We start from the raw sequence: 19,265 nt of genomic DNA on the forward strand, positions 1-19,265 counted from the left end.
ACAGACTATTTAGAGAGGGTGTTAGTGGCCGGTATGGGCGAAGTGCTCGAAAAATGAGCATTCATGCTCTTGCCCTGGGGGTTGTACCATATTGTCTTTGTCGTTACTGCAACCGTTTTCTTGTTCGGCTTGCAGGACGATGACCTGTTACTGCAGTTTCTTTCCAGTATTATGAAAGAGGAGATTGATGTCTTTCTCCTAGAGCAAATAGTATTCTTTAATTTGCTGATTTTCTCGTTGCTATGGGCTAGCTTCTATTTTCGTGGTGTGTGCAACCGAGCAACAGTCATAGACTATGGCCTGATGGTTTGCTTGTTCAATGTAATGTTTTTTGGTCTACATGTTTTAGTAAGCGAACTTCAACTAGGATTGTATTTCAAGATTCCTGTCGGCGTTTTTTCGATGCTGATTTGTGCCCAACTTTTTAAAAAAAGGCAGATCCTGAGACGTTGGTTGGCTTGGAAGCTGCAACATATTGCGCCAAGTATTGCCAGCTTTTTGATAAAGTCTACAATGCCTACTCACTTTGAATTTCGCATGAATAAAGTCGTGAAGTGGTATGTTGCTCTTGAAGTGATCTATTTTATATATATGGTTGGGTATACCATTCTAATGGGTATACCTAATTCTGGCTCAATTGCTGATACCGAAGAAGCGAGAGGGCACGCCTATTCACTAATCATCTATACAGTTCTGTATCAGATTGTAGGCTTGATTTATTTTGTCGAATTAACCTTGGCAATCAAAAAAGATTGGAAGCAACCTGATTTCCTTTTTTAAGTCCGCCTTTAGATGAATTGGTGGGGAAAATCCCCACCTAATCTTATACTCTAACAGAGCCAGGTTTCCAAAATTGCTGACTCGCAGTGTCCGTGCTTTTGCCAATAGTGCTAGCATTCGCAAATCCAGTGGCAAGCAGAGAACTCAGTAAAATTGCAACAACGTATTTTTTCATTACATAGGTCCTTTAATTAATGGGTTGAATGTACCAAGCAATCCTTTTGCAAGCCTTATTCCAACATTAATAAAACCTTCTCTAATAGGTTGACTAATACATTTTTTTTAAAATTGTCAGTTTTTTGACACGAAAATTTTAATTTAAAGGGTAAGTGTCAAAGAGTTGCTGCTAAACTCTGGCATCAATGGCATCAATGGCATCAATGGCATCAATGGCATCAATGGCATCAATGGCATCAATGGCATCAATGGCACTTATTGCAGTTCGCTGTATTGGCAGGCTCAGACCGGGGAATCTATCTTGAATATGGCGCTCTTTGGTAAAGCTTTACTGATCTGGCTGATGATTCTGTTGCTGGCCATTGCCAACGGCATATTGCGTGAATCGGTGCTGTTGATTGTGCTGGTGAAAACCGCGGCTTTTATCATGAGTGGCCTGCTGCTATGCCTGTGTATTTTTGCTATGACCTATCTGGCGCTGCCCTGGTTTGGCAGGTTAGCGACCAGCCATTACTGGCGGATTGGTGCATTGTGGCTGGTGCTGACCTTAGCCTTTGAATTTATATTGGGCGCGGTGATTCAGGGCCATAGCTGGGCACGACTGAGTGAACCTTATACTTTTAAAGACGGTAATCTGTGGACGCTGGTGTTGTGTGTGACGTTCACTTCCCCCTACCTGGCCGCCAGACTGCGTTTTAAACAGGGCATTAAGTTTTTGTAAAGCTTGCTGTTCTGTCCCCGGTTTTTGCCATAGTACAAGCGGAATACTTTCACATAGGTTTCACAAACCTGTCGCTAGCCTGACTGCCATGCTTTTACAGATGGAATGCATTATGACGGTCGGACTGGTACTGCGTGACTTAACCCATCAAATTGCCGTGTCAAAGAATCAGCCCCTTAGCTTGCTGGACAAGCTGGACTTGCAGGTGCCTGAAGGGCAGCAAGTGGCGATAGTAGGGGCGTCGGGCAGTGGCAAAACCACCTTGCTGAGCTTGCTGGCCGGCCTGGAGCCGGTTCAGCACGGGCAGCTTGAGCTTAGCTTAAATGGTCAGCCTTTGCCGCTGTCACAGCTGTCGCGACATAGCGGTTTTGTTTTTCAGCAGTTTCATTTGCTGCCCGAACTGGATGCCATCAACAACGTGGCGTTACCGCTGAAATTACGTGGTGATCGTCACGCCCTGGCCAGGGCTGCTGACTGGCTGGATAAGGTAGGGTTGAATAAGCGCCATGGCTTTGCTGTCAGTAAGCTCAGTGGCGGTGAGCAGCAGCGGGTCGCCATTGCCCGCGCCTTTGTCACCGAGCCAGGCATTGTGTTTGCCGATGAACCCACAGGTAATCTGGATGAGCAAACCGCCACGGACGTAAGCCGTTTGATGCTGACCTGCTGCCGGGCAGCCAATACCAGTTTAATGTTGATTACGCACAATCAGGCATTGGCGCGGCAGTTGGATGCGGTGTACCACCTTCAGCATGGCAGGTTAAGCCTATGTCAATAGTCCCCCCGGCTTTGCCAACAAAGTGCGCCGTTATAGCGCTGACCCTGCGCTACTTGTGGTTACAGACTAAGCAGCGCACCAATTTGATCCAACTGCTGACCTTGTCCCTGCTGTTTTTCTACTTGAGTTTTATCACTTTGCTGGGCAGCGGTGCGCAGCATTTTCTGCAGCAGAATTTACAGCAGTTACTGGGCGCTGACTCAGTAGTGCAGGGCTATCGCCCGCTACCAGATGATGCCTTGAATCAGTTAAAAGCCAGGGTTGAGCAACTCAGCGAAACACGGGTTTATCGACTTACCCTCACACACCAGACGGAGCACGGCAGTGGACAGGTTAATGCTGAGTTTGTGCAACTTAAGGCGGTGGATGACCACTACCCACTGCAGGGACAAGTACATATCAGTCAAAGTGCCTCTTTAGTGGCCTTGCCCACAGCACATGGACCGGCGCCAGGGCACATCTGGCTGGAACCACGTGTGGCTGCAGCTTTATCCATTCAACTCGGGGATGTGCTGATTCTGGGGCAGGCCAGACTGCGTTTTTCCGCATTACTGATCGGCGAGCCAGACCGGCTGCTGGAAGGGCATTCCACCGACATGCGAGCGATGGTGCATCAGCACAGCCTGAATGTTGTGGCTACTGAGCAAGTGTTAGAAGTGAAAACCTATCGCTATCTGCTGGCACACACTGAGTCGCAACTGCAAACTATTCAACCCATCCTGGCCCCGCACAGTGATTTAACCCTGACCAGCAAAGCACTGGGTAACCATCCGCTGGCCAGTGCCTGGCAACGGGTAGAAAAATTTATGGGCCTGATCACGGTGTTGCTGGTGGTGATTGCTGCTATTACCCTGGCACTGAGCCATCAAAGTACCTTATTGCCAATCACACATTTCACCACCTTATGTGTGGCTAACGGTATGCCACGCAGCGATACCTGGCTGGTGGCGCTGTGCGGCAGTCTGTACATGTTGTTCATCAGCCTGTTACCGGCGTTGCTTTTGGCCATTTTAAGCGCCGAGTTGACGGTTATTGTGCTGGCGCAGTTTGATATTGCTATCAGTCTTGACTGGCAGATCAACGGGGTATTAAACGCAGTGTTGCTGGGAGCTGCGATCTTTGTCTGCCTGAGTCTGGGCGCCTGGTTAAACGTCATAACAACCCCCATCAGTACTTTGCTCAGACAAGCACACAGACCGACCGGTTTAAGCATGATTAGTTGGGGATTGCCATTGTGTGCGGTGGCCGCACTGGTCTGGTGGTATTCAGACAACTGGACGCTGACAACCATGATACTGGGCACATTGGCCCTGTGTCTGGGGTTTCTAATGTTGCTGACCTGGGCGGTGTTGAGTATGGGACGATGGGGGCTGACGAGCCGGGCGACGTTATTCGGCTTTACTTTGTACCTGATGCAAAAACGTATTGTGGTCAAAGGCGCACAAATTATTGCACTGGGCCTGAGCTTAACCTTGTTATTGCTCTGTGTCCGTATCAGTCAGGATGTTACTGATGTGCTTGAACAGCTTAGTTTCCGGGAGCAGGGCAATGTGATTGTCAGCCAGGTGGATGACAGGCAAAAACAGGCGCTGGAAGCCTTTGTCGGTCTGCACAACGGTAGTCTGAATCCCTTTTTTGCTTTTCAGTACGCCCAACTTACCCATATCAATAACGCTGCCTTAGCAGACTCAGGTTTGCAACCCAGTGAAACTCTGGCACGAATGGCCAGACCCATCAGGCTGCACTGGCGAACTCAATTAGCCACTAATAATCGTATTGAGCAGGGCACCTGGCCTGATACAGCACAGCTACAAAGCGAATACTGGCCGGTAACAGTGGAAGCCGAGGTTTTTGAAGACTTACAGCTCAATCTGGGTGACATCCTCAGCATGCAATTGGACAGCCGCCAGATTCAGTTGCAGGTTGTGGCAGTGCATAGCTATGTGCGTGGTGGCAGTCCGGTGACCTTCTGGTTTGTGGGCCAGGCACAGGCCCCTATTGCTGGCAGCAAGGTCTGGTATATGGGGGATGTTGACCTGCCAGAGCAGGCGTTGGCTGAGCTTGGCCAGCTATGGCAATCCCATCCTGGTATGCGGCTGATTGCGGTGGAGTCGCTGCTTGGTCAGACCCGTTTTTACCTGAATGTATTGCTGGGCATGGTGCTGGGGCTCAGCCTGTTTATTGCCTTGTTAAGTAATCTGCTGATGGCCGCCGCCATTCAGGTTCATCTGGAGCAAGACAAAGTGCGCAATGCCCTGCTGCTGAGTTTTGGTCTGGGCAAGGGCGAACAAGTTCGCGTTGTGGTGTACGAATGGGCAGTGATCACCTTGCTACCGACGTTTGCTGCCATGGCCAGTGTGTATTTGTGTATGCAGGCATTTTATACCCATGAACTGGGCCTGCCTTATCAGGCCAATGGCTGGCGGCTGACCCTGGAAGCCATTTCTATGGCGCTGGGCATTGCCACCGGTGGGATCCTGATGGCCAGGCGCCAGTTACAGCAATCCGTGCGCCAGTTGCTGACACAGCAGTAGGAGATAAACATGAGATTATTTCGCTCAATCGCCCTGGTTACGGCCATCGCAAACTTTGGTGCTCAGGCAGACCTGCTGGCGGCCGCCCGGCCGCAAATCTGGTCGCAAACAGGCGATAACCCGATGCTATTGGTGCCCCAGCAAGATGAATTGGTGCTGATGCGCCAAACCAAGGAGGGCTATGCTGCGCTGGGCAGCCTGAATGTTAAAACACATGGCATACACGCCATGGCGATGGCCAATATCGCCGGGCGAACCTTACCTGTGTTTGTCACGGAGCAGGGCATTGATGTGCTGACAAATGCCGCGTCTTTGCTGCCGCAACGTCTGATTCAACTTAATCACCTGTACCAGGGACGGCAAATGCAGGACGCACTGGCAGCCATGCAACATATCGATTTTGTGTTTGACCTTAACCATGACGGTTTGAGTGATATGTTGCTGCCTGATGCCCAGGGCCTGGTATTGGCCATTCAGCAAGGCAATGGCGGCTTTCATTTACAGTCTGTGGCGTTACCCCGGCACAGTCACTTTACGGCGCTGAGCTTTGAAAGCCCGTCGGTCAGTTTGTCGCTGCCTTATGCCTTTGTGCAGGCTGATACAAAGGGTGATGGCCGGCGTGATTTGTTGTTTGTTTATGCCGACAAAGTGTGGGCTCTGTTGATGGAAACCACACCGGCAAATGCTGATAGCACCTTTACGCTGCATAGTATTGCCAGCGTGGCTGATTATGTTCAACAGCAAGAAGAGCGGTTGCGATTTGCCGCTCTGACCGACATAAACGGCGACAGCGTACCTGATTTGATCTTGTATCAAACCAATATTGATAAGGATACATCACAGCATCTGTTGGTTTACCCGGGGCAGCATAACGAAAACGCTCTATTGTCTTTTCGTGCAACAGCACAAGGGCGTATCAAAGTCACCGGTGAGCTGGTGGACGTCGGCTTTGCAGATTTTAGCGGCGATGGTAAAGCCGAAGCTTATACATTGGCCACTGAACTGGGGATGGGCAGTCTCTTTTCGGTTATCAGTGGTGGTGGGTTGGACATGCAGATCCACATGTATCTGCAAACCGATGATGGACAATTCAAACAGACTGACAGTGCCACCCAGACAACGGAATTTGCGCTAGATATGCAAGGCTTGCAATTTGGTACCTGGTTTCAGGCCGCGCCTTTTATCACAGCAAAGCGGCATGATCTGCTGTACCTGGCCGACAGCCAAACCCTCAAGCTTGCTGTAGGTCATCAGCAAAAAGGGCTGGCTGGCAAAGGTAAAAACCTGGCCCGCGCCGAACATAACCGACAGCACTGGTTTGTGACCCTGGACACCGATAACGACCTTGTCTGGGAGCTGTATCTAAAGGAGTTTGAAGGGAAGGTACTCAAAAATCTGCAAAGAGTGACTATACAGCCCTGAAAGGTAGCTAGACACAAACCGATAATTAAGTCTTGCCAGAACAACAAATGAAAACTTAGAGTATGTAAGCGCTATCATTTGATCTGGGGACCCGCAGCATATGCCTGTTACATTCACTGCCCGTATGGGAACTACCCTGTTGCTATTAACCTGTCTGTTGGCTTGTGACAGCCGGCAACAACAGGTCAGTACCGGTTCGGCACCGGCTAAGATGAAAGCCGTCCCGGCCGAACTGGTTCAACAAGATGGCCAGTGGCGTATATTGCGTGGCGGTGAACCTTATTTTATTAAAGGGGCAGGGGGCAGTCATAGCCCGGCTTTGCTGGCACAAAGTGGCGGTAATTCGGTGCGTACCTGGAGTACCGACAATGCTGAAGCGGTACTAAACAGCGCCCAGCAAAATGGTTTGACCGTGATGCTGGGCCTGCGCCTGGGCAAAGAGCGCCATGGCTTTGATTACAATGACCAACAGGCGGTTGCTGAGCAAAAAGAGCGGGTGCGTCAACTGGTACTGAAATATAAAGACCATCCGGCACTGCTGGCCTGGGGTATCGGCAATGAAGTTGACCTGTTCTATACCAATACCAATGTATGGTATGCGGTAGAAGACATCGCCGCCATGATCCAGGAATTGGATCCTAATCATTTGGTGACGACCGTCACTGCCGGTATAGACAAAAGCAAAGCTGAGCTGATCGCCCAGCGGGTCCCCAGTATCGATTACCTCAGTATTAATATCTATGGTGGGCTGGAAAATCTGCCCGCACATTTAGATAGCATTGGTTACCAAGGCGCCTATGTGGTCACCGAATGGGGCCCGACTGGTCACTGGGAAGTGCCGAAAACCGATTGGGGGGTGCCCATAGAGCAAAGCAGCACCGAAAAAGCCCAGGTGTATCGACATCGCTACCAGCAGGGTATTGCTGCCGCGCCTGAACGGGCACTGGGTTCTTACGCCTTTTTATGGGGGCAGAAACAGGAAACCACGCCCACCTGGTATGGGGTATTTACCGAGGCGGGCAAAGCCAATGAAGTGGTGGATAGTCTGACCTACTTATGGACAGGGCAATGGCCACTTAGTCGTGCCCCTTCCATTAGTGGCTTTAGCTTAAACGGCCAAACTGCCGGACAAAGTGTGCATGTAAAAGCCGGGCAAGCGGTTAACGTGCAGCTGACTTATCAGCCCGGCAGTGAAGATAGTGCATCTATTCGCTGGGAAGTACTACCCGAAAGTACCGATATTAAAGCCGGTGGTGATCCGGAAGCCCGGCCGCAAGCAGTGGTACTGACCGTCACCCCAACTGAACAGCCAGGCCAGATGGCATTCGCGGCCCCGCAAACGCCTGGCCCCTATCGCTTGTTTGCCTATGTGGAAAATGCCACAGGGAAAGTCGCCACCGCCAATATTCCTTTTATGGTGGATGGGCATTAAGGGGCGTCAGGCTGATATACAGGGTTTGATGTACAGACTGGAACTGAAATGCCTGTTTTACCAATACTCAACAATACGACTGACCTTGTCACCCTTAAATGCGAACAGGGTCAGGCGTAGCTCTGTGCCGCTGTCACTATGATAGGCACGTTGCACCGCCGCTGCCTGTTTACCCGGGATAATGTGGATCAGCCTATAACTGTCGGGTTCATCGTCCTGATAACGGCCTTGCTTAAAGAAGCTGACCGAGTTGTTGTAAAGGGTCTGCCTGGAATAGATGCCTCCGTAACCTTCGTGCTGATAAATATAGTCATCCGTGTACAAGGCAAACAGGGCATCAATAGCTGCCAAAGAAGATAGATTGCTGTAGGCGGTACGCTGAGCGTTCAGAACGTCTTGGGTCAGCTTGAGTATATGCTGCTGTTGTGGGCTTAAACCCGGTTGGCCGGCAGGCTCTGCATAAGTTGCTTGGCTTACCAATAATGTCAGTAGCAAGAGAAAGTAACGCATAGGTTTTCCTGTTTTATCAAAGGGAGTTGCCGTATATCGTGCTGTTTGTTGCAGGCACTAATCCAGGTAGCGCCGCATATGTTGAATTAAGCCTTCTATATTGAACTTCAGTACCCAGATTGTGCGCCCCTTGCAGTGTTTAAGCTGATCATGCTTATTCATATTCAGTTCCTCATACATGGTTGTTATTTGGGGGGAGATGCCACATCGGCGTTATGGGCTTCGCTGACCATACCTAACTGCTTGGCCATTTGTTGATAATGGGTAAGTAACGGGTCGTTGCTGCTGATTGCCAGCGAAATGGCTTTGGTCAGCAAAGGTTTAGCCTGGTTCGGTTGCCCGGCGGCCTGGTAGGTCTGTGCCAGAGCGGCCAGGGCTTTGGCTGAGCTGGGCTGCAATTGCACCCAGCGCTTACCCAGTGCCAGGGCTTCATCGTATCGCCCAGCCCGGCGCAGCATCATGGCTGCCGCCCGCAAACTATCGCTGTTGCGGGGAATATCGGCATTCGGCCAAACCCTGAAGCTAACCAATTCGCTTAAGTAGGCATAGTAGTTGTCTATTTGCTTCAGCATGCTTCCTGCCTCGCTGTTTTCGCGAAATGCATTAAAGTTCAGGCCAATATCAAAATCCTGGCGGGGAAAAACCAAATCCAGGGCCGACAGTAACGCTTGAGCGACCATAGGGTAGTGCCCGAAATTAGTAATTTGTTCGGCGCGCACTTGGTAAGCGGGAAATGGCGCCAGCCGGGTGCTAAGCGTTTTTAAAGTGTCGGGCTGAGTAGGAGCTTCCGTTGCATCTGTGGTAGCAGAAGCAACGTACAGATAGCCCTTGTGCGCCGGACGCTTGACCAGTTGCTCGAACAGGCTGTCAATCAAACTGCTGTTGGGGTGATAGCCCATGCCAACCACGCTCGCTGCCGCAAACAGGAAGTGGCCGTCAAACAAGTTGGGATCTTTAATCAGGCTATGCGCTGCAAACGCGGCGGTGGGCGACATGCCTATCAGCAAGCGAAAGTCATTACTGCGCACCTGTTGGTCTACCTGTGGCAATAATTCCTGTGCCAGATAGGCGTGAAACGCGTCTGCATCCTGCCCCCAGAAGGTTTTGTCATCCGCTGCGCCAGGCAAACCGCTTTGACTTTTATAAAGTTGCGGGGAAATCGAAATACCGTCATCGCTATGCACTGCCACGACAATGGATTTAGGCATGGCCGCTGTGGTGCCCAGATGGCGGGTGACGCCTACGACCAGATCGGCCAGGGTCCAGGTATCCAGGGTATAGATAACCGGATAGCGGATAAAATCAGCATCCAGATGATAGTCTAGCGGCAGATAAATATCGGCGCGCATACTGCGCTTTAAGTGACTGGACTCGATAGTCAGGCTGATCTTGTCCTGCAGCATGGTATTGGCATGGGTCCAGCAGGAAAACAACACTGCCCACAGCAGGGCAAACAAAGGGCAAAGCTTGTACATCTTTTCGCACACCTTATTTCGGGTTATGAATCCATGCCACCCTAAAATAGGCTCGGGCGATTGCCATGGGTGCCCCGTGATTTATCCCTGATTTTTCACTGATGCCTTTATTATTCAACAAGTTAAATTTATTTGTCTGGCAGCGCTGCGCATTAATCTGCGGCTGTTATGGCCTGTGCCTGTGTTACTATTCAAAGGTGCAGGACCATAACAATAACGATTTATGAGCAAACAATTTCTTCTCGGGCAGGCCCAAATTGATCTGACCCGCAATCAGATTATCCTGGCCGGGCAGAGGCAAACCATGCAGCCCAAGGCCATGGCGGTCTTGGCCGCGCTGATTGACGCACAGGGCCAGGTTGTAACGGTAGAGGCCTTGCTGCAGCGGGTTTGGCCCGGCACTGTTGTGACAGCCAATACTTTGCAGCGCTGTATCGCCCAACTGCGCAAAGCATTGGGCGATAACAGTCGTGAGCAACGCATCATTAAAACCCATGCTAAACAAGGTTATAGCCTGGAAGTCAGGGCCGAGCTGCCCGGCACCGATCTTGGTTCTGATGTTTCTTCTGGCAACCGCCAGGGTTTATCTATACCTCATATGGTGGTAGCGGCTGTCGTCTTGCTGAGCTTGATCATGGCCGGTTTTTACCTCAGCGCCGATAACGTGCAGTCCTACAATAAACTGCACTACCTGACGACCTCCAGCGGCAAGGAAAGCTTCGCCAGCTATTCGCCTGATGGCCGCTACATGGTGTTTCACCGCTTTTTGGGGCAATGTGACAACCATTTGTGGAGCAAAGACTTACACAGTCAGTTGGAAACACGCTTAACTCACGAAGCGGGCTTTTTTCAGCAACATAGCTTTGCCCCTGGCGGCGACCGGCTGGCTTTTGTGGGTAAAAGTATCTGTGGCAAACCTGATGTACCCGAGTGCTGGGAATTGAAAACCCTGGATATCACTGCGGCGCTGGCCGGTAACCAGAATGCGCAAACCCGCATAAGTTGTGATGACGGTAGGCTATACGGGCCGCAATGGATGAATAACGGTAAGATTGCCTTGCTGAAAAAACCACATAATGGGCAATGGCAACTGATTACCTACCATGTACGCGATAATCTTGCGCAGCCCTTGTATGCACCAACAGACCAGCGGTTATACAACCTGGCCTATTCGACTGGATTAGATACCCTGGCGTTACTGGGAAAAACGGCTGATGGTAAAGACCAGCTCACCTTGCTTAATAGCAGCGGTGAGGTGCTGTCATCAGTGGTACTACACTTTCCGCTGCCCTTATCGCAGTTTGAGCTGCTCGAATTGAGTTTTCATCCCAGTCAGCCGAAGTTATTGGTGTATAACAGCCAGCATCAGTTTGAAGTGAGCTTCAGTGGCCGTATAACCACAATTGGCCCCCTGGCTGCCAAGGCTATCTATTCATTGGTGTATGCGCCGCATCAGAACACATTACTGGCAGCTTATGGTATGCGGGACTGGGGCTTTTATCTGCATAATCTGTCGGCTGCAGGTGAGCAGATGCGCACCTTTCCTGAAAAGTGGGATTCCACTTTCGCCGACACAGATGCCCGCTTTCAGCCTAAGGGCGAACTGATCGCCTTTGTCTCCAACCGCTCGGGTCAGCAACAGGTATGGCTGATGGACGAGCGGCGCGTCTGGCAGCTTAGCCAGTTTACGCAAGGTTCGATTGCCGGTCTGACCTGGTCTCCGTCTGGCCAACAGTTATTGGTTAATCATACCGACCGCCTGCTGTTGCTGGATCTCAGCGGCGGTGTCGACGTGCTGCCCGCACCTTTTGCGGCTATGCAGCTTTATCAGTGGAGTGAGCAGGGCGAAATCTTGTTTTCCACACAGGTTGCATGGCAACAGCGCATTGTTGCCTGGGATCCACATAAACAGCACTGGCAGCAATGGCATGTGCCAGATAGTAGCTGGGCGCAACTTGACGATAGCGGCCGGTTGCTCAGCTTGTACAACAATGGCCAGCTGTGGTTGCATGGCCGCGATGATGCAGAAGAGCCCAGGCAAGTGTTAAGTCAAATTAAAAAACGCTTTGTCTGGCATCATGGTCAGATTCTGGCGGTGGATAAGACCAACCAGTTGGTACGTTACCCCATGTCGACCTTACAGGAACTGAGCCGTTCTCCCCTGACCACCACCTCGTTGTATGTGGATGACAGCCAGGGCAGTCGCTTGCTGATTGCTGAGCTTAGCGATGTGCAACAGGATATTGTCGAGTTAAGGCCATAGGCTGGTACTTTCCAACTACTTGTGGGATTTCGTTTAATCCAGCCTGAGTTGCAGGTCGGGTTGACGGCCTTTGCCTTTGATATGGATGGCGTTATCGGTGAATTCCACCAGACTATAGGCGGTTTGTGGGGTATCCAGCATGGCGTGGAAAGTAACAAAATGGATGCCATTGTGTCGCCCGTAATCGCCTTTATGGTTATGACCGTTAAACCAGGTCTTTACCACCGGGTAGCGGCTGATCACTGCCATCACTTGTTGATGATTCCAAAGCTGATGCGGGTCGGCGGGATACAAGGGGAAATGGCATAACAACACCACCTTCTTCTGCTCGTCGGTGGCCTGTTGCAATTGCCCATCCAGCCAGTTTAGCTGGTCTTCACCTATGGCACCGTTCCAGGTGGCCCCCAGAGCATACTGCTTAGCTATCAGTGCCAGGTTTTGCTGATGTCTGGCACTGTCTGATGGCCAGCCGTGGTGACTGACATCATTGCCGTCCAGGGTGATAAAGCGCCATTGGCCAATATCAAATTGGTAGTAGCGGTCTGGCATATCCAGGGTTTGAGTGATCAGTCCTTTGTATTGCTCTGCCACATCAAATTCATGATTGCCCAGCACATGGTAGAAAGGCATCTTGCTGTTTGCTGTGATCGCTTTAAGCCGCGCATAGCTGTCAAAGTCCTGGTCGATAAAATCCCCCAGATGCAGAGTGCCTTTGGTCTGCTGGCGGTTAATGTCCTGCACTGCCTGTTGCAGTTTGTCAGGGCAACTGCGATACAGGCGCTCGCCTTTATTGCCTTTGTCGGCATATTGGCAATCGGCGATCACCGCCAGGGTAAAGGCTGGGGTATCGGCCCATGCAGGCGAGCTGATCATCAGGGCGGCCTTGGCAAGCAGAGCCAGCAGGCCGGGATAAAAGGCTTGTTTATACATTTGCTATCCTAAATAGCAATGTTGTTGGCAGGTTATTGGGCCTCATCCTGGCAGCGTCCCTGCCGCCTGAGTTTAGGCCTTTGTATCACACTAAAGATGACGATTTAACGAGCGGCGGAGCGGCATTCCTTTACTGCAGTCTTCCAGTCAAACCAGGACATATAGGCGTATTGGCCGCCGTAATAAGCGACCAATCTGCCATCTTCACTGACCCTGAATCCGGCAGCACCATCGGCACCGCGACCATCGGGCAGGCTTGAGCTGCCCACCGTGGTTTGTGCATAAGGTGTGGTGCTAGTGGCCAGGCTAAAGGTGCCATCGGCGTTAAAGTAGGCGCGATACGCCTTCACAATATTGTTGCCGGAATTGGCGCCACAGATATTCTCCCCGGTGTAGGTATGCACCACATACCAGTTATTGGTGCTGTCTTTAACCAATTGGGCGTTCTGGCCAACACTTTTGCCGCAACCTGTGTTGGCAGGCGATTGATATTGATTGACCAGCGTAAAGGCGTTGATGTCCAGCTCGCCCTCGGCACTGGTACCGTATTGGAACAAATCGGCAGTATTAGCTTTGTAAGCAGCACCGGTACCGGCGTTCATATTGTGTAGGATCAGCCAGTTGTTACCCCCTTCCTGCGCCAGCCACACATCGGTGATCTGGCCTAGCGGATGGTTTGCTAGTGTAGCAATTTCGCCCTCATCGCCTTCCTGGCTGAATTGACGAATGCGTACCTTGTTTTCATTTTCTGAGGCGATAATCAGATAACCCCTGTCACGGCCGCTTTGTTGTGGCGCCGGTAACCAGGCGATGCCGGATGGATGCTGTTCGGTGATAAACAGTTTTTCCGTCATGGGCAGCGTCTGGTCTTTGCCAATCAGATCTGAGCCATTTGTGAACTGGCTGGCCGACACGCGAAACGCCATGATTTGCCCATAATCACCATTGCCGGTTTCCGAATGGCTGACAAAAGCCAGTGCACTGCCATTGCTGAAGCGGTGGCTCAGGGTCATAGATTGATGGTGGTCACTGATTTCAAAGGCATGATCGCTTTCGGTGTCCAGCGTGAAGTTCTGGCAGCTTTGGCCCAGGGTGTTCAGTGCATCAGCGATGTTGGTGTTAAGACGGGGCTGAACATAAGCATCGCTGGTGGCCAAAACCGGGCCGCTGCTGAGTAGTAACAGCGCGGCAATTTGAGTTAATCGGGTTCGCATGGCGTTATCCTTTTTGGGGTTAAGAGTTTATATAAGTGAGCTCTGGCCCGGCCCAATCTCGCTGGCCAGCACCTACCTGCCTGGAATGACTTACAGCGCAGGCACATTGCCAAAACAAACCAGGGCGCCACTTTTTCCAGCGCCGGGCCGCATTTCATAAAAAATTCATACTCAGCACCGACTATGTCAGCGCTCAATAGGCGTGATCACAGCGCTGGTTTGCGCTGAATCTGAAGTTTTTTAAAGATTTTGCGACTTTTGTGAAAAACCGGCCGGGGTTATTTGTCTTGTACTAAACGCAAGGTAGCAAGTTCGAAGTATGTCGTTATCGTCGAAAGTTGATCCCATTGGGGACTATTCCCTTCCCGCCAGGCAAAGCTCAAGCAAAAGCAGGGGCAATACCTATCTGCACAGCTTGTATCGGGAACATGCCGGCAATATTCGTAAGTATCTGCAACGCAATTACGGTTCTGGCCCGCCGGAGCCGGAAGATGTGGTACAGGATGTGTTTACTAAATTTGGTGAAAGTTTAGAGGCCGGCACAGAAGCGCACAGCGCGCTGATCGAAAACCCCAAGGCCTATCTGTATAAAATGGCAGTCAACCATACGTTGAATGCGATCGGCCGGGTCAAGCGTATCAATCAATTTATGGCCGAACAGATGTCTACTGATGATGAGGGGCTGGATGAACTAGGCCCTGAGAACATTTGGGCCAGGCGCGACGAGCTTGGTGCGGTAGGCAAGGCAATGCGGTTGTTATCGGAAAAGCAGCGGCAGATATTAGTGCGCAGTCGGATCAAAGGTGAAACTTACGCGCAGATTGCACAAGCCCTGGATTGCAGCATAGCGGATGTATCCAGGCAATTGGTGGCAGCCCTGGCCATTTTGCATCAGGCCAGCCAGCAGGATGTTCACACCAACGGAGCTCAGCATGGCAGATAAGCAATTTCCTACCCGGGACAGTCAGGCCGACATCCAGGCATTAGAGTGGGTGGTACAACTGCAATCAGGTCAATTTAGCCGGGACGATGAGCTGGCTCTCAAGGCCTGGCTGGGTCAGCACGCCAGCCATCAGCAGGCTTTTGAGCGGGCGGCCAGACTTTGGCAAAACACGGGTATAACGGATGAATTGGTGTTTTGTGCCGAAGCTCAGGGGCAAGCGGTAACAGATATCGCCCGGCAAGGTTGGTGGCAACGGGCCAAACAAGCTTTTTCCTGCTGGGGGATGCCATATGGTTTATCGGCGGGGGCGTTTTCCATTCTGGCCTTGGCTGTTTTGTTGGGCTGGCTGTGGCGTGGCCATGGTGCTGACATTCAATACTATGCTTCCGATTATCAGGGCAATAGCCAGGTGCGGCTGCTGGACGGTTCTGTTGTGACCTTAAGCGGGCGCTCATCGGTATCGGTGCAGCTTAGTGACGAAAAACGCAGTATCAAGTTGTTAGAAGGCGCGGCCCATTTTGCCGTAGCTAAAGATCGAGCCAGGCCTTTTGTGGTGTCGGTGGATAACCTACAGGTGTGGGCTGTAGGGACCGCCTTTGAGGTCAGAAAAGCCGAAGCGATTCGCATCTCGGTGGACGAGGGTCTGGTGGACGTGGTGGCCCGTACCCATAACAGCAACATGCTGACCTCATTGCGCGAGGGTGAACGAGTCAGTTTTGATACCCAGGGGCAATTTTCTGCGGTGCAGCCCTTTGATATAGAACAAGAACTAAAGTGGCGCGAAGGCCGGCTGATTTTTGCCCATGCGCCCCTTCGAGAGGTGCTGGCCGATATCAACCGTTATCGTCAGGTACCTATCTTACTGGCCGATGCCAGGCTGGGTGCGCTGCCGGTTACCGCAAGCTTTGCCATTAGTGATGCTGAGGGGCTGATTCAGGGCTTGGCAGTTACCCATCAACTTAAGGCGTCGCGTAGCGAGCAGCGCATAATGCTGAGTCGCTAAGGTAAAAATATCGAAGGTTTTTATTTCTGTCATATTTTCGCGGTAGCGTGCATGCCTGTGTTGGCAAGTGGAGCGTGGATAAGCGGTGATAAGAGGCAGTGTAGCCATAGGGCTGTTGTTAGGGACGCTGCTTTGCCCGGCCAAAACATCAGCCACTCAAACGGCCATAAGTTATGCGCTGACGATCCCTGCCTTACCTTTGGGCGACGCCCTGCGCCAACTGGCCGAACAATCCGATTATTCCTTACTGGCATCCAGCGACATTCTGCCCGATATTCAGTCCACACCGCTTAACGGCGAGTACTCGCTGAATGAGGCCTTGAGCTTGCTGTTGACCGGCAGCGGAGTTAAAGGGCTATTGCAGGACAAGATGATCTTGCTGGTTGCTGAGGCTGCGCGGCCGGATAAAGTTCAGGCCCCGGCCATGCAAACGACACAAAGCGCCACAAAAGTGCTGGAAACCCTGGTGGTACGTGGTTATCGCGATAGTCTTAGCGCATCCCAGGCAAAAAAGAGGGCCAGCGCGCTGGTCAGCGATGCGGTGTTTGCCGAAGATATCAGTGATTTCCCTGAGCTGAATTTAGGCGATGCCTTGCAGCGCTTACCCGGTATGGTGGCTGAGCGCGATAACGGTGAAACCCGCCAATTAGGACTGCGTGGTTTAGGCCCTAACTTTGTGCGGGTGCAGGTCAATGGGGTGGAATCGCTGGCCACCTTTAACTCGGTGTTTGATCACAGGGGCTCGGCCGGGCGCACACGTAATTTCGATTTTAATATTTTTGCCGCTGAGTTGTTTCGCTTGATCCAGGTGGATAAAACCTATGCCGCCAGTCAGGATGAAGGTGGCATAGCCGGTACCATCGACCTGGTGACGCCCAAACCTTTTGATTATGAACAGGAGCAGGCAACCTTTTCAGTTAAAGGTGCCTATAACGACCTTTCTCAAGCCTATTCACCGCGTCTTTCTGCGCTTTTTTCCCGCCAATATGCCAACCTCGGTGCGTTGCTGGCTGTGGCATACAGCGAAACGGACAGCAGTGAGACCGGCCATCGCGATTGGGGATGGCGGACCTTTTCCCATAAATTGGATGCCTCAATTCCTGCCAACACGCCAAGCCAGCAGCCCGCTGATTTGGTTGGCCCCACCGTGGCTTCGTACACGCTGGCCAACCGGGTACAGCAGCGACTGGGATTAACCAGTGCCTGGCAGTGGCGTGTCACACCGCTTTGGTCAGTGGATGCTGATCTGTTGTTCGCGCAACTGCAAAGCGTTGATAAGGAATACAATCTGGCCAACCAGGATCCGCAAGGCCTGCTGGCGCTGCAATCTGATGCCCATAATACCGTGCGATTTGCTGCCTTTGCGCAGGCCGATATTCGCAGCGAAGCAAAATATTCTGTGGTTCAGACCCGCTTTATCAATGCCACCTTAAAAAGTCACTATCAAGCCAATGAACGTTGGCAGTGGTCCTGGCTGGGCAGTCTCTCTGAGTCACAATTTAGCAGTCCGGTGCATGACAAGATTTTCCTGCAAGCGCCACATCAGCCTTTCAGCTTTGACTATGGTGAGGATCGTCGCTTGCCGGTGAATCGCTACGGCGAGGATTTGCGCCGTGCGGACATTTGGCAGTTGCATCGTGCCGATGTACGTGAGGACGAGATCAGAAATCGCTTTTATACCGGCGAACTGAACGGCCAATTGCGCTTGAATCAGCAACTAAGTTTACAACTGGGCCTGCAATATAAGGATTTTCTCTCTGAAGGCTTTGAGCGCAGGGATGATGTGAGGGGCCTGAACGCTCTGGCATTGCCGTTCGTGGCCAGTACTCTGGCTCATCCGCAACACCCCCGGTATCAGGTGGCCGATGTCGGACAAAGCTTTGACCTGCTGCTGTCTGAGGGACTGATTGGGCGGGTGTCGGGCGGCGCATTTTCCCGTGAGTTGGACGAGGCATCCAATCGGCCGGGAACTGCCTTTGACGTGCAAGAGCAAAACACCGCGCTGTTTGCACAACTGGATTTTAGCTACCGGGATCTGCGCGGCAATCTGGGCCTGCGGTATCTGGATAGCCAGGTGCTAAGCCGCGGCGAAGCGCTGGCTCAGACGCAGGGAGGAAGCTTTACCCCGGTTTCGTTCAGCAATCACTATCACCAGTGGTTGCCAGCCTTCAACCTTGCCTGGGATTTGAATGACAGCCTGACCTTAAGGTTGGCAGCCGGACGCAACCTGTCCCGTCCGGGGTTGAGCGACCTGCGTGCCACCACCGATGTCAGCATTGCCGATAATCGGGTCGATAATGGTAACCCCAATCTGACGCCGTTTATTGCCACATCCTGGGATCTGGGTGCCGAATATTATTTTGCTGAGCAGAACTTCCTTGGTCTGGTGCTGTATTACAAGGATTTAGACTCCTACATCGTCAGTCAGACTCGTCTGGTGAGCTTTGACGAGTTAAACCTGCCTGACAGCCTGCTCACTGAAGACCGTCAAGGTCAGCTTTTTGCTTTATCTCAGCCAGTGAATGGCCAGGGCGGCTTTATTCAAGGGGCGGAGTTGTCCAGCCGTTATGAGTGGACGCCGGGTTTTGGTTTGCTGGCCAATTACACCTACGCCAGCGGAGACACGCATTACCAAATCAATGGCCAACAAGTGCGAGCGCCGCTGCTGGCGCTGTCCCGCCATACTTATAACCTGACCTTGTATCTGGAAAACGCGATTGGCGGTATCAGGCTGTCCACCACCTACAGAGATCGCTATTTTACCCAACCCGACAATATCAATATGTTTAGCGGCGTAAATGCCACGCAATTTGTCGATGCGGCGGCCTTTTATCGCCTCACCGAGCGACTCAAGCTGAGCTTTGAAGCCTTAAATCTCACCAATGAACCCATCGACCTGTTTGCGTCCCCTGTGGCCAATCGGCCTTTAGTGCACACCCAATCGGGGCGCACCTTCCAGTTCGGGATAAGCCTCAGCCTGTAAAGGTCGCCGGGCCGTGTTGGTGGGGTGTCAGCAGATCTTTAATTTATGAAACTTTTATGAAGATACGCCTTTTACTGAAAAGCGGGTAAGGGTCGTTTGTCTT

At 51.7% G+C, this 19,265-nt stretch carries 14 protein-coding genes; 10 read left to right on the forward strand and 4 right to left on the reverse strand.

All coding sequences use genetic code 11. From position 1 onward, the window contains the following. The first annotated feature begins 63 nt into the window (after positions 1-63). The 6 genes from CSR04_RS20035 (at position 64) to CSR04_RS20060 (ending at position 7,841) form a co-directional block, all read left to right on the forward strand. Complete coding sequence (locus tag CSR04_RS20035; protein ID WP_102798119.1) at positions 64-780, forward strand: hypothetical protein; 717 nt, start codon at positions 64-66, stop codon at positions 778-780. A 340-nt stretch (positions 781-1,120) separates the two neighbouring features. Beyond that, complete coding sequence (locus CSR04_RS20040; RefSeq protein ID WP_216362606.1) at positions 1,121-1,678, forward strand: hypothetical protein; 558 nt, start codon at positions 1,121-1,123, stop codon at positions 1,676-1,678. Positions 1,679-1,790: 112 nt separating this feature from the next. Next, a complete protein-coding gene (locus tag CSR04_RS20045; RefSeq protein WP_102798121.1) occupies positions 1,791-2,453 on the forward strand; it encodes an ABC transporter ATP-binding protein in 663 nt (220 codons plus the stop codon). Continuing rightward, a complete protein-coding gene (locus CSR04_RS20050) occupies positions 2,444-4,987 on the forward strand; it encodes an ABC transporter permease (RefSeq protein ID WP_102798122.1) in 2,544 nt (847 codons plus the stop codon). The genes CSR04_RS20045 and CSR04_RS20050 overlap by 10 nt, the downstream gene beginning before the upstream one ends. A gap of 9 nt (positions 4,988-4,996) precedes the next feature. Beyond that, positions 4,997-6,409 (forward strand): hypothetical protein, encoded by a 1,413-nt coding sequence (locus CSR04_RS20055; RefSeq protein ID WP_102798123.1) that lies wholly within the window; start codon positions 4,997-4,999, stop codon positions 6,407-6,409. A 100-nt stretch (positions 6,410-6,509) separates the two neighbouring features. After that, positions 6,510-7,841, forward strand: a complete 1,332-nt coding sequence (locus tag CSR04_RS20060; protein ID WP_146027212.1) for a glycoside hydrolase family 2 TIM barrel-domain containing protein — start codon at positions 6,510-6,512, stop codon at positions 7,839-7,841. Positions 7,842-7,898: 57 nt separating this feature from the next. Here the strand turns inward: CSR04_RS20060 and CSR04_RS20065 are convergent, their stop codons facing one another. Together CSR04_RS20065 and CSR04_RS20070 are read right to left on the reverse strand one after the other, a co-directional pair. Continuing rightward, a complete protein-coding gene (locus tag CSR04_RS20065) occupies positions 7,899-8,351 on the reverse strand; it encodes a hypothetical protein (RefSeq protein ID WP_102798125.1) in 453 nt (150 codons plus the stop codon). A 185-nt stretch (positions 8,352-8,536) separates the two neighbouring features. Beyond that, the gene (locus CSR04_RS20070; RefSeq protein WP_102798126.1) at positions 8,537-9,826 is read right to left on the reverse strand and encodes an alpha/beta hydrolase-fold protein; all 1,290 of its coding nucleotides are present in this window, start codon (positions 9,824-9,826) and stop codon (positions 8,537-8,539) included. Between the two features lie 223 nt (positions 9,827-10,049). On the opposite strand from CSR04_RS20070, the gene CSR04_RS20075 reads away from it, so the two are divergent. Next, the gene (locus tag CSR04_RS20075) at positions 10,050-12,089 is read left to right on the forward strand and encodes a winged helix-turn-helix domain-containing protein (RefSeq protein WP_102798127.1); all 2,040 of its coding nucleotides are present in this window, start codon (positions 10,050-10,052) and stop codon (positions 12,087-12,089) included. 33 nt (positions 12,090-12,122) lie between these two features. On the opposite strand, the gene CSR04_RS20080 is transcribed toward CSR04_RS20075, so the two are convergent. Together CSR04_RS20080 and CSR04_RS20085 are read right to left on the reverse strand one after the other, a co-directional pair. Beyond that, on the reverse strand, positions 12,123-13,019 hold the full coding sequence (locus CSR04_RS20080) for a metallophosphoesterase (RefSeq protein WP_102798128.1): 897 nt from the start codon (positions 13,017-13,019) through the stop codon (positions 12,123-12,125). Positions 13,020-13,123: 104 nt separating this feature from the next. Beyond that, positions 13,124-14,233 carry a hypothetical protein gene (locus CSR04_RS20085; RefSeq protein WP_102798129.1) on the reverse strand — a complete coding sequence of 370 codons (1,110 nt, stop codon included), beginning with the start codon at positions 14,231-14,233 and terminating at the stop codon, positions 13,124-13,126. A 319-nt stretch (positions 14,234-14,552) separates the two neighbouring features. On the opposite strand from CSR04_RS20085, the gene CSR04_RS20090 reads away from it, so the two are divergent. The 3 genes from CSR04_RS20090 to CSR04_RS20100 all read left to right on the forward strand — a co-directional run bounded on the left by CSR04_RS20090 (position 14,553) and on the right by CSR04_RS20100 (position 19,162). Then, positions 14,553-15,176, forward strand: a complete 624-nt coding sequence (locus CSR04_RS20090; RefSeq protein ID WP_102798130.1) for an RNA polymerase sigma factor — start codon at positions 14,553-14,555, stop codon at positions 15,174-15,176. Further along, the gene (locus CSR04_RS20095; RefSeq protein WP_172449440.1) at positions 15,166-16,179 is read left to right on the forward strand and encodes a FecR family protein; all 1,014 of its coding nucleotides are present in this window, start codon (positions 15,166-15,168) and stop codon (positions 16,177-16,179) included. Before CSR04_RS20090 ends, CSR04_RS20095 begins: the two co-directional genes overlap by 11 nt. A gap of 85 nt (positions 16,180-16,264) precedes the next feature. Continuing rightward, positions 16,265-19,162, forward strand: a complete 2,898-nt coding sequence (locus CSR04_RS20100; RefSeq protein ID WP_102798132.1) for a TonB-dependent receptor — start codon at positions 16,265-16,267, stop codon at positions 19,160-19,162. Positions 19,163-19,265: the final 103 nt, after the last annotated feature.

Origin of the sequence: Bowmanella denitrificans (assembly GCF_002887595.1) — a bacterium.
GTDB lineage: Bacteria > Pseudomonadota > Gammaproteobacteria > Enterobacterales > Alteromonadaceae > Bowmanella > Bowmanella denitrificans.